General features: G+C 63.2%; 2 protein-coding genes, 1 tRNA gene and 2 rRNA genes (1 of these 5 cut by a window edge). All 5 read left to right on the top strand.

From position 1 onward, the window contains the following. A 23S ribosomal RNA gene (locus tag AAFN55_RS18090) occupies nt 1-1511 on the top strand (it extends 1366 nt beyond the left edge of the window). 283 nt (nt 1512-1794) lie between these two features. Continuing rightward, nucleotides 1795-1909: ribosomal RNA gene (rrf, locus tag AAFN55_RS18085) — 5S ribosomal RNA — on the top strand. A gap of 132 nt (nt 1910-2041) precedes the next feature. Next, a tRNA-Met gene (locus tag AAFN55_RS18080) sits at nt 2042-2118 on the top strand. 747 nt (nt 2119-2865) lie between these two features. Further along, nucleotides 2866-3900 carry an AraC family transcriptional regulator gene (locus tag AAFN55_RS18075; protein WP_347800373.1) on the top strand — a complete coding sequence of 345 codons (1035 nt, stop codon included), beginning with the start codon at nt 2866-2868 and terminating at the stop codon, nt 3898-3900. A gap of 318 nt (nt 3901-4218) precedes the next feature. Then, entirely contained in the window at nt 4219-12933 is an 8715-nt protein-coding gene (locus tag AAFN55_RS18070; RefSeq protein WP_347800372.1) for an IPT/TIG domain-containing protein, read from the top strand. The last annotated feature ends 171 nt before the right edge of the window (nt 12934-13104 follow it).

Here is a 13104-nt window from a genome sequence, read left to right as displayed (position 1 = left end):
AGTGCGAATGCTGACATGAGTAACGATAAAGCGGGTGAGAGACCCGCTCGCCGAAAGTCCAAGGGTTCCTGCTTAAAGTTAATCTGAGCAGGGTTAGCCGGCCCCTAAGGCGAGGCCGAAAGGCGTAGTCGATGGGAACCACGTTAATATTCGTGGGCCTGCGGGTAGTGACGGATCGCGTGTATTGTCCATCCTTATTGGATTGGTTGGGCAGTGAAGCGGTTCCAGGAAATAGCTCCCGCGTATAGACCGTACCCGAAACCGACACAGGTGGACTGGTAGAGAATACCAAGGCGCTTGAGAGAACTCTGCTGAAGGAACTCGGCAAATTGCATGCGTAACTTCGGGATAAGCATGACCTTGCAGCGGGCAACCGTTGTGAGGTGACACAGACCAGGGGGTAGCGACTGTTTATCAAAAACACAGGGCTCTGCGAAGTCGCAAGACGACGTATAGGGTCTGACGCCTGCCCGGTGCTGGAAGGTTAAGAGGAGAGGTGCAAGCTTTGAATCGAAGCCCCAGTAAACGGCGGCCGTAACTATAACGGTCCTAAGGTAGCGAAATTCCTTGTCGGGTAAGTTCCGACCTGCACGAATGGCGTAACGACTTCCCCGCTGTCTCCAGCAGAGGCTCAGTGAAATTGAATTCCCCGTGAAGATGCGGGGTTCCTGCGGTTAGACGGAAAGACCCCGTGCACCTTTACTATAGCTTTACACTGGCATTCGTGTCGGCATGTGTAGGATAGGTGGTAGACTTTGAAGCCCAGGCGCCAGCTTGGGTGGAGTCATCCTTGAAATACCACCCTTATCTATATGGATGTCTAACCGCGGTCCGTCATCCGGATCCGGGACAGTGTATGGTGGGTAGTTTGACTGGGGCGGTCGCCTCCTAAAGAGTAACGGAGGCGCGCGATGGTGGGCTCAGAACGGTCGGAAATCGTTCGCTGAGTGCAATGGCATAAGCCTGCCTGACTGCGAGACTGACAAGTCGAGCAGAGACGAAAGTCGGTCATAGTGATCCGGTGGTCCCGCGTGGAAGGGCCATCGCTCAACGGATAAAAGGTACGCCGGGGATAACAGGCTGATGACCCCCAAGAGTCCATATCGACGGGGTTGTTTGGCACCTCGATGTCGACTCATCGCATCCTGGGGCTGGAGCAGGTCCCAAGGGTATGGCTGTTCGCCATTTAAAGCGGTACGTGAGTTGGGTTCAGAACGTCGTGAGACAGTTCGGTCCCTATCTGCCGTGGGTGTAGGAATATTGACAGGATCTGTCCCTAGTACGAGAGGACCGGGATGGACGTATCTCTGGTGGACCTGTTGTGGCGCCAGCCGCATAGCAGGGTAGCTATATACGGAACGGATAACCGCTGAAGGCATCTAAGCGGGAAACCAGCCTGAAAACGAGTATTCCCTGAGAGTCGTGGTAGACGACCACGTTGATAGGCCGGGTGTGGAAGTGCGGCAACGCATGAAGCTTACCGGTACTAATAACTCGATCGGCTTGATTGTTCGCATTGCTCATATCCATCTTCTCATCTCTCTGTCCTTACGGGTGAAAAGCCCTGCGGACGGCGCGGCGCATCAGCGCCGGTCGGCCTTGCGGGCTTCGCCCGGAAACCGACCCGGATGAAACGATGGCCTTCAGTCGAAGGCTCGGGCTCGCGCCCGGATGGCAATGATCAAACGTGGAAGAAAGGTGCAAAGCAACAGGTGCAAATCAGACTGCCCTATTGCCTTACTGCCCTGATCCCCTCAAAACCCAGCTTCTCGAATTGAACATGCTCTTTGCCGACCTGGTGGTTATGGCGGAGCGGCTGCACCCGATCCCATTCCGAACTCGGCCGTGAAACGCTCCAGCGCTGATGGTACTTCGTCTCAAGACGCGGGAGAGTAAGTCGCTGCCAGGTCTGCAAAAAGCATGTTCGAAATCTTCTCTCTTTACGACAGCCCGCCAAAAGGCGGCGCACCGGCCGCATGAAGCGGCCATCGTCATTTGCAGAGCACACAAACGCGCAGGCCAAAAACCTGCCAAACGGTGGCGCGGGGTGGAGCAGCCCGGTAGCTCGTCAGGCTCATAACCTGAAGGTCACAGGTTCAAATCCTGTCCCCGCAACCAAAACCTCCCAAGCTGAAATGCAGATACCACCGTCGGCAGGCAGGAAGCTTCGCTTCCCTGGCCGAGGTAGCTCCTCGTCCTGCGGACCATAACCTGAAGGTCACAGGTTCAAATCCTGTCCCCGCAACCAAAACCTCCCAAGCTGAAATGCAGATACCACCGTCGGCAGGCAGGAAGCTTCGCTTCCCTGGCCGAGGTAGCTCCTCGTCCTGCGGACCATAACCTGAAGGTCACAGGTTCAAATCCTGTCCCCGCAACCAAAACCTCCCAAGCTGAAATGCAGATACCACCGTCGGCAGGCAGGAAGCTTCGCTTCCCTGGCCGAGGTAGCTCCTCGTCCTGCGGACCATAACCTGAAGGTCACAGGTTCAAATCCTGTCCCCGCAACCAACGTTTCTTGCGATACCTCCAAAGCCCCGGCTGCGGAGGTTTTTGCTTTTCTACGGCCCCCTACAACATCGCGCGCTATGATCGCGCTTCCGGCCGCATCATCGTCGATCTTGAGAATGGCTGCACCTTCGCCTTTCCGCCGCGTTTGGCACGGGGCCTGGAAGGCGCATCCGACGACCAGTTCACCGCTGCCCGCGCGAACGGGCCCAAGGGTGGCCGTCCGCGCTCATCGGCGCACCGGTTGGAAGCCCTGCGGACAGCGAGCGGGCAATCGTGTTCGCGATCAGGTATCGGGATGCCTTTGCCTGCTTGCGGTGTTAGGATGGGGCGCGGATAGAGTTTTCCTGGGGGATTCGGGTGGGCTGGTCCAAGGGCGATTGGAGCAAGCAAGCGTGGGACTGGTCGCCGGCGGATGGGCGCTGGTCGGCGAGCCGCCATGGCGCGCCCACGAGCGCGGTCTATCTGCAACTCGATACCGATGGTCTTCGCCCTCACGAGAGCTACGATTTCTGGCGCGAGACCGCGCTCTACGATGTCGATGCCGATCAGCGGCACGACACGGCCCCATTTCGGGCCCAGGGAGCCGGGATCATCGGCCCGAACGGCGCTGTCTATATCAATCGCGCCGATGCGCTGTCCGGCAGGCGCCGGCGCAAGGAAAGCGAACGTGACGGCTGTGACGAGATCGCCATCGGCATCGTCACAGCGGGCAGGCGCAGGCATGAGGAAGGCGAGGAGCGCAGCCAGTCGTTGGCGGGGCAGTTCCTCGTCTACGATGCGCGACGTGCCAGCCGTCTGATCTGGTCCTCCTACGCGACCGTGCACCTCACGCTGCGGCGTTCGGATGTCGAGGCAGCCTTGGGTGGAGAGGTCCCTTCCTCGGCCCATCTGGCCCAGCGGCTGGAAGCCGTCCCGTCAGGGCGTATTTTTGCAGCGCATCTGCGTTCCCTGGCCGATGAACTCCGCAATCTCGACCCTGAAGAACGGGCGGATATGCTTGGGGTCGCGCTCGATCTCGCCCATCTCGCCTTGCGTGACATTGCACGTCGTCCGCCGGACGATCGAGAGGTCGTGGCCAGGGGGTTGTTCGTGGCCGCCCTGGGGCTGATCGAGGTCCATCTCTCCAATCCCGATTTCAGGCCCGACATGCTGGCGGGATTGCTGGGCTGTTCGCGCGCCACGCTCTACCGTTGTTTTGCCGAACGCGAATGCACCATTGCCGAGGTGATCCGCGAGAAGCGGCTTGCGCGGGCCCGCGCGCTTCTGGAAAGTGACGGGACGGCCCTGTCCATAGCCGATATCGCCATGCGTTGCGGCTATCACGATCCCGGCCATTTCAGCCGCGTCTTTCGCCGGGAATATGGTTTCAGTCCCAAGGACCTGCGCGGCTGAAGCCGGCTTCAACCGCGCGATAGCGGCGGCCTTTCCCCCGGTTTGAGACGAATCGGCACGCATTTTTGAGATGCGTATCCTAACGCTCCTTTGGCGGACTGCCTTATCTTATATGGCCAATGCAGGGGATGCTGGACACGGGCAGGACTGCCGCCAAGGTGAATGCCGGAGTGTGCGACTGTCGGAGTCTTAGCAACCTCTGTTGGAGATGCGGAGGTTGGCCCCTCCGTTAAGGGTGCGGGGCAATAGATGGTCTTTTCCGAAGTACGAGCGCTGCGGCGCGCGTGTCGCACAGACACTTCTGTCTGGATTGGCCTCATGCGGTTGCAGCAGCGCGTTATGACGCTGATTGCCGCACTATTTCTCACGCTGGTCTTCGCGCAGGCGGCAGCGGCGCAACTGGTGCTCGATCCGCCGAACGGCGCCTTGCCCGATGTGCAGGCGGGCGTAAGCTTCTCCGTCCCTCTCACGGTCAGCGGCGGCAATCCGCCATCGGGCGAGTATGTGGTGGATCCCCGATATTCATTTATTCCCGCCGGATTGACGGTCGAACGCACCGGCCCGGATAGCTTCGCACTCGCTGGTACCCTGACGGCGGCAGGGGACTATGACATATATATTGCGATAGCCGAGGGGTTATCCGACGACGACGATTTCATCGATGGCGTCTACACGTTGAAAGTCCTGCCACCGCCGCCTTCCATCGCCGCGGTGAGCCCGAATTCCGGTTCGGTGAACGGCGGCACGCAAGTGACGATCACGGGCACGGGCTTTACGGCGAATGCAACCGTCGACATCGGCGGAAACCCGGCGGCGACCGTAACCTTCGTCAGCAGCACGCAGATCAGGGCGGTCACGCCTCCCGGCGCCGCCGGCGCCGCCGATGTGCTCGTCACCACCGATGGCGGAAGCGTGACGGAACCGAGCGCGTTCACCTATGGCGTGGCGCCGACGATAGCCGCGCTGAGTCCGGCTTCGGGACCGGCGGCCGGCGGCACGTCGGTGACGATCACCGGAACGGGTTTCACGGCGGGCACAAGTGTCAGCATCGACGGCACCCAGGTCGCCCCGACCTCTTTTAGCAGTGTGCAGATCAGGTTTACCACACCTCCCGGCAGCCCTGGAGATGTCGCCGTGGTCGTCACGAGCGGTGGCATAGCGGCGACTGCCACGTTCACCTATCTTGAGCTCCCGGTCCTCTCGCCGGCGAGCGGCAACCTGCCCGACGGTCAAGTGGGCAAGCCCTATCGCGCCGAGTTCACCGTCTCCGGCGGTGACGGCCCATTCATCTCCCTGGGCTTCAATGGCGCTCCACAGGGCCTGTACCTCGATGATATCACCGATACGGGTTTCGTCCTGACAGGGACGCCGACGACCGACGGCACGTTCACCGTGAACGTGAATGCGCGCAACAACGCTGGAACCGCGCAAGGCACCTTCACGATGAGGATACTGCCGCCCGCGCCGGTGATAACGAGCGTGACCCCGAACAAGGGACCGGTCTATGGCGGTACGGTCGTGACCATCGAAGGCGATGGCTTCCTGACGGCGCGGCGTGTGTTCATCGGCGGATCCATCGCGACTTCCCAGCAGGTCGTCAGTCGCTGGGTCATCAGAGCGGAGATACCTCCGGCCCAACTGAACCGAACCGGGACGGTCGATGTCTGGGTCGATAACTTCAACGGCGAAGAGAGCCCGATCACCGCCGACACCAAATTCACCTATGAGGCGCCGCCGCCCGTCGTGGACAGCGTGACACCGAATTCCGGCCCGGTTGCCGGCGGTACCGTGGTGACGATCAGAGGATCGGAGTTCAGGGGCCTCAACAGTTGGAGCGTGCTCTTTGGCGACCAGCGCGCAACGAATCTTCGCGTGATAAGCCACACCGAATTGCAGGCGACGTCGCCTGCGGGCAGTGCGGGTCCGGTCGATGTGACGGTCAATGCGGAGGGCGGGTTGAGCGTCCCTGGCGCGGACAGCATTTTCACCTATGTGGCGCCGCTCGCCGTGACCTCGGTGAGCCCGGCGTCGGGGTTGATCGATGGCGGTACGGCCGTGACGATCACCGGCACCGGCTTCACCGAGGCGAGCGCCGTGAGCTTCGGCGGCATACCGGCCTTGGCTTTCTTCGTTGACGACGACACGGAGATCATGGCGGTCGCGCCCGCCAGGGACGGCCCGAGCCTGGTCGACGTGACGGTCGAAAGGCCGGGAGAGAGTGCGCAACTGGCCAATGCGTTCGAATATTATGTGCCGCTTGTGCTCTCGCCTTCAGCGGGAGATTTGCCCGAGGCCGTCGCGGAGGAGCCCTATAGCGTATCCTTCACGGCCAGTGGCGGAGACGGCACTTACACTTTTGACACCAGCGATGTCCCGACGGAGCTCACCGCGAGCGTCCAGGGTGGTGTTCTGACGCTCTCCGGCTCGTTCGACGGCCCGCAGCTATCCGCGTTTACGATCGGGGTCGTCTCCGGCACCCAGACCACGACCGGCGAATACAGTCTCCTCGTTCAACCGCCCATGGATGCACCGGTAATCATCCAAGTCAGCCCGAGTGTGGGAACGACCGCCGGCGGCATGGAAGTGACGATCATTGGCGAGAATTTCGTCGCCCCCATGACGGTCACCTTCGGCGGTGTGCCGGCAGCGAACGTCAGGGTGTTGGATAACAGCACGATCACTGCGACGGCGCCTGCCGGGCCGATTGGCCCCGTCGACGTGACGGTGACGCGCGCCGACAAGCAGGGGACGGAGCCGGATGGCTTCACCTATGTGGCGCCACCCGCCATCAACGCGATAGCCCCGGCCTTCGGCCCGATCTTCGGCGGTACGGAAGTGACGATCACGGGTACGGGCCTCGCGGACGCGGTTGCCGTGAATTTTGGCGTCACGGACGCAAGCTTCACCGTCGTCAGCGACACGCAGATCACCGCGAGGGTCCCTGCCGTCGGCAGTGCCGGCGTGGTCGATGTCGAGGTGGTGACGATCCTCACTGCGAGCGTTGCGAGTGCGGCGAGCAGGTTCACCTATGTTGGACCGCCGGTCATCGACGCGATAACCCCCGATCTGGGTTCGACTCATGGCGGCACGGTGGTGACGATCACTGGCTCGGGTTTCACGGGCACGAGCGCGGTGAGCTTCGGCGCCACGCCGGCCGCGAGCTACAGCATCGACAGCGACACGCAGATTACGGCGACGACACCTGCCGGCGCGGCCGGCACCATCGACGTCGTGGTGACGGCGCTTGCGGGCACGAGCGCGCCGAGCGCGGCGAGCAGGTTTACCTATGTGGCGCCTCCCACCATCAGCGCGATAACCCCGGCTTCGGGCTCGACCCTTGGCGGCACGGCAGTGACAATCACAGGCACGGGCTTCATGGGAGCGAGCGCCGTGAGCTTCGGCGGCACGACCGCAAGCTTCAGCGTCGACAGCGACACGCAGATCACCGCGATGACGCCGACCGGAACAGGCGGTACCGTCTACATCGAGGTGACGACGCCTGGCGGCACGAGTGCTGCGGACGCGACAAGCAGGTTCACCTATGTGGCGCCCCCCGCCATCGACGCGATAGCCCCGGCCTTGGGGCCGACCGACGGTGGCACGGAGGTGACGATCACGGGCAGTGGCTTCACGGGGGCGAGTGCTGTGAATTTCGGCGGCACGGCCGCGACATTCACTGTCAACAGCGACACGCAGATCACCGCGACGGCACCGGCTGGAGCGGCGGGCATCATCGACGTGACGGTGGCGACGCCCTATGGCACGAGCGTCGTGAATGCGGCGGCCAAGTTTACCTATGTGGGGCTGGTCAACATTTACGCGGTAAGTCCGTCGGGCGGGCCGGTTGCAGGCGGTACGGAGGTGACGATCACGGGCACGGGCTTCACGGGGGCAAGCGCCGTGAGCTTCGGCGGCATTGCGGCCGCGAGCTACACCATCGACAGCGACACGCAGATCACCGCGATGGCCCCTGCCGGAGCAGCCGGCGCCGCTGCTGTCAGTGTCACGGGCGTCACCGGTGTCGCGACACTTATCGACGCCTTCACCTATGTGCCGATGCCAAGCGTGAGTGCGATAAATCCGAACACGGGGTCGACGGCGGGCGGCACGGAGGTAGCGATCACCGGCGGGGGCTTCACGGGGGCGACAGCCGTGAGTTTCGGCGGTACGCCGGCCACGAGTTTCACCGTTTTGAGCGACACGGAGATCATGGCGACGGCGCCGGCGGGAGCAAGTGGCACCGTTGACGTAGTGGTCACGACGCCCGGCGGTACGAGCGCTGCTGGCGCGGCAAGCAGCTTTACCTATGTGACGCCGCTCGCCATCGACGCGATAGCCCCGGCCTCGGGCCCGACCGCAGGCGGCACGGAAGTGGCGATCACGGGCACGGGCTTCACGGGGGCAAGCGCCGTGAGCTTCGGCGGCATTACGGCCACGAGCTACACCATCGACAGCGACACGCAGATCACCGCGATGGCACCCGCCGGAGCACCCGGCGCCGCTGCTGTCAGTGTCACGGGCGTCACCGGTGTCGCGACACTTATCGACGCCTTCACCTATGTGCCGATGCCAAGCGTGAGTGCGATAGCCCCGAACACGGGGTCGACGGCGGGCGGCACGGAGGTAGCGATCACCGGCGGGGGCTTCACGGGGGCGACAGCCGTGAGTTTCGGCGGCACGCCGGCCACGAGCTTCACCGTTTTGAGCGACACGGAGATCATGGCGACGGCGCCGGCTGGAGCCGCCGGAACCGTTGACGTAGTGGTCACGACGCCCGGCGGCACGAGCGCTGTTGGCGCGGCAAGCAGCTTTACCTATGTGACGCCGCTCGCCATCGACGCGATAGCCCCGGCCTCGGGCCCGACCGCAGGCGGCACGGAAGTGGCGATCACCGGAACAGGCTTTACGGGCGTGGGCGTGGTGAGCTTCGGCGGGACGAATGCGCAGAGCTTCACTGTTGTGAACGACACGCTGATCACTGCGACGACACCTGCCGCCAACACTGCAGGCGCGGTTGATGTCGAGGTTGACACGGCGACGCTTGTCAACGGGTTCACCTATATGGCACCGCCCGCCATCAGCGCGATAGCTCCGGCCTCGGGCTCGACCCTCGGCGGCACGGAGGTAGCGATCACCGGAGGGGGCTTCACGGGGGCGACAGCCGTGAGTTTCGGCGGCACGCCGGCCCCGAGCTTCACCGTTTTGAGCGACACGGAGATCATGGCGATAGCGCCGGCTGGAGCCGCCGGAACCGTTGACGTAGTGGTCACGTCGCCCGGCGGCACGAGCGCTGTTGGCGCGGCAGGCAGCTTTACGTACGTGACGCCGCTCGCCATCGACGCGATTGCCCCGGCCTCGGGCCCGACCGCAGGCGGCACGGAAGTGGCGATCACCGGAACAGGCTTTACGGGCGTGGGCGTGGTGAGCTTCGGCGGGACGAATGCGCAGAGCTTCACTGTTGTGAACGACACGCTGATCACTGCGACGACACCTGCCGCCAACACTGCAGGCGCGGTCGATGTCGAGGTTGACACGGCGACGCTTGTCAACGGGTTCACCTATATGGCACCGCCCGCCATCAGCGCGATAGCCCCGGCCTCGGGCTCGACCCTCGGCGGTACGGAGGTAGCGATCACCGGAGGGGGCTTCACGGGGGCGACAGCCGTGAGTTTCGGCGGCACGCCGGCCCCGAGCTTCACCGTTTTGAGCGACACGCAGATCACGGCGATAGCGCCGGCCGGAGCAAGTGGCACCATCGACATTGTTGTGACGTCGCCCGGCGGCACGAGCGCTGTTGGCGCGGCAGGCAGCTTTACCTATGTGACGCCGCTCGCCATCGACGCGATTGCCCCGGCCTCGGGCCCGACCGCAGGCGGCTCGGAAGTGGCGATCACCGGAACAGGCTTCACGGGCGCGAGCGTGGTGAGCTTCGGCGGGACGAATGCGCAGAGCTTCACTGTTGTGAACGACACGCTGATCACTGCGACGACACCTGCCGCCAACACTGCAGGTGCGGTCGATGTCGAGGTTGACACGGCGACGCTTGTCAATGGGTTCACCTATATGGCACCGCCCGCCATCGACGCGATAGCCCCGAACACGGGCTCGACCCTCGGCGGCACCTTGGTGACGATCACGGGTACGGACTTCATGGCGCCCGTGTCGATCAGGTTCGGCAGTGTGGAGGCGGCGAACGTCACGCTGGTGAACGCAACGACGATCACCGCGACGACGCCGGAAGGCGCGATCGGTGCCGTCGATGTGACGGTGACGAGCGCCGGGCAGGTGGCAACCCTGGCCGGCGGCTTCAGCTATACGGCGCCCCCACTCGCATTGGCCCCCGAGGTTGCCGAACTGCCGGGCATCTATGGCGAGCCCCTGAGCTATCGCTTCGAGGCATCCGGCGGAACGGCGCCTTACAGCTACGAATATGCGGGCGGCGCATCTCCGGGCCTCGCATTCTCGGTCGACACGCTTTCGGGCACGCCTCTCTTCCAGGGCGATGTGCCCGCGCGGATCACAGTAACCGATGCAAATGGCGACACCGCGAGCCGGGATTACAGGCTCATCGTGGCGGCGCCCGCAGTTCCCGTCGCGGCAGATGCGACCGGCAGCATGGCCTTCGGGAATACAAGCCTCGCCATTGATTTGACCGACAACATCTCGGGCCATAGCACGAGCATCGCTGTCGCCACCGCACCCTTGCACGGAACGGCATCGGTATCGGGTTACGTCATCACCTATACGCCGGAGGCAGGTTTCCACGGAACGGACAGCTTCACCTACACGGCCAGCGGACCGGGCGGAACCTCGATGCCTGCCACGGTGACGGTCGCGGTAGCGGCGGCCGTGCTCGAAATATCGCCGAGCTCCCTGCCGGACCCCGTCGCGGGCAGTTCCTACGAGCAGATGCTGACCGCTTCCGGCGGCGTTGCACCCTATGTCTTTTCCCTGGCATCCGGGACAACGTTGCCGCCGGGCCTGGAGCTCTCTCCCGGCGGCCTGATTTCCGGAACCCCGACGGCTGCCGGCCCGGCGAACTTTGTCGTCCAGGCCACAGATGCGGCTGGAAATTCGACGACCAGAGACTATGCCGTGACCGTGTCGGCGCCCACGCTAACCCTTGCCCCGGCAACGCTTCCGGGCGGCACGGGAGGCGTCGCCTACCAGCAGACGATCGCGGCGACGGGCGGCGTCGAGCCCTACAGCTATTCCATCGACGGCGGCAGCCTGCCAACCGGGCTTTCACTAAGCCGCGCCGGCTTGCTGTCCGGGGTGCCGAGCATGGCCGGCATAGACACCTTCACCGTAAGGGTGACCGACCAGCTCGGATTCACGGCAACCATAAACTACGATCTCGAGATCGTTGCTCCGGTGATCGCCATCACGCCGGCTTCGCTGCCGGACGCGGTCGGCGGTGCGGCCTATGACCAGACATTGACGGCATCCGGCGGCGCTGGACCCTATGCGTTCCAGGTGAACGGCAACCTGCCTGGCGGTATCGAGCTCAGTTCGAGCGGTGTGTTCTCGGGTGTACCGACCCAGGCCGGTGCGTTCAATTTCACCGTCATTGCCATGGACCAGAACGGGTTTTCCGGCTCGCAAGCCTATTCCGTCCTGGTCGCGCCCAACCTGCCTGTTGCGCTGAGCCGCAGTGTAACGATGATGGCCGGGACAACGGCGACGGTAAATCTGACCGAAGGCGCTACCGGCGGTCCCTTCACCGGGGCGGCGATTGTTGCTGCGCCACCAGCGGGGACCGGAACGGCCAGTCTGTCAGAGACGGAACTCGCCTTCGCTTCTCATGCAAGCGCTTCCGGCGCGGTCGTCGTCGGCTACACGCTGAGCAATCGCTGGGGGAGTTCGGCGCCGGCCACGATTACCTTCGTCGTCCAGGCGCGGCCCGACCCGTCAAAGGACCCGGAGGTGATCGGCCTTATCGGTGCCCAGATCGCTTCGGCGGATAGGCTCGCAAGCGGGCAGATCGACAATTTCAGACGGCGGCTGGAACAGTTGCACGATGAGGATAGCCGGCAGGCTGCGTCCTTCGACATCCGTTTCGGGCAAACCGACAGCGCACGGACGAATTACGCCGAAGACGAAACCAGGAGAGACATCTTCTCGCCTTTGGGCAGCGCCAATGATGGCGGCAATGCCGCGCGGAATGCATCCAACCCACCAGGCAACAAAAAATCCGGCCGCCTTGCCGTCTGGACCGGCGGATACGTCAATTTCGGTTCACGCGACGGAAACGGAATAGACCTCGACCATACGATGGTGGGTGTGAGCGCGGGCATGGATTACCGCTTTACGCCGAGTTTCGTCGGCGGCGTCGGCTTGGGCTTCGGGCGCGACGCAACCGATATCGGCGGCAACGGCACCGAAAGCAGGGCACAGGCGCTCAGCGCGGCCATTTATGGCAGCTACAGCCCGCGACCCAAGGTGTTTCTCGATGGACTCCTCGGTTACAGCCGCCTGGATTTCGACTCGAGCCGCTATGTGACGGACACCGGCGACTTTGCGGCTGGCAGCCGCAACGGCGATCAGATTTTCGGATCGCTGGTGCTCGGCTACGAACATCGTTCCGGAAAGTTCTTGCTGTCACCTTATGGCGGCCTTGAAGGGGCCTGGTCGCAACTCGGTCGCTTCAGCGAGACGGGCGCGGGGCTTCACAATCTCACATATGACCAAATGGCTGCCTCTACCCTGGCCGGCATCGCCGGTTTGCGGTTCGAATATTCAGTGCCAACCGAATGGGGAATGCTGAAGCCGCGCGGCCGAATCGAATACAGCCACGACTTTGCCGGATCCGCCCGCACCAGGCTCGGTTATGCCGATCTGCCGGGATTGCTGCCCTACAGCGTCGATGTGGAAGCCAGGAGCACCGACTCGATCAGGCTTGAATTCGGCCTCGATGCCAACATTCTCTCCAACGGCTGGCTGGTCGGAGTGGACTATGGTACCGCCCTCGGCCTTAACGACAGCAGTTCCTTGAGCCATACGATCGGAGTCAAGCTGGGAGCGAAATTCTAACGGCTCAGGGGATTGTCGGAGCTGCGCGGCGTCGCCTGGAATGCATGGGTAATGCGTGCCTGTCCCCGCAACCAATCTTTCCAAACTGAAATGCAAAAACCCAAACGCCCGCTGGCTCAAATCCGCGGGCGTTTTTGCGTTTGGACATCCCATGACGGCACGCCGGCCGTG

Source organism: Mesorhizobium sp. CAU 1732 (assembly GCF_039888675.1).
Taxonomy (GTDB): domain Bacteria; phylum Pseudomonadota; class Alphaproteobacteria; order Rhizobiales; family Rhizobiaceae; genus Aerobium.
Note: the sequence above shows the minus strand (reverse complement) of the source record. Positions and strands in the feature narration are given on the sequence as shown.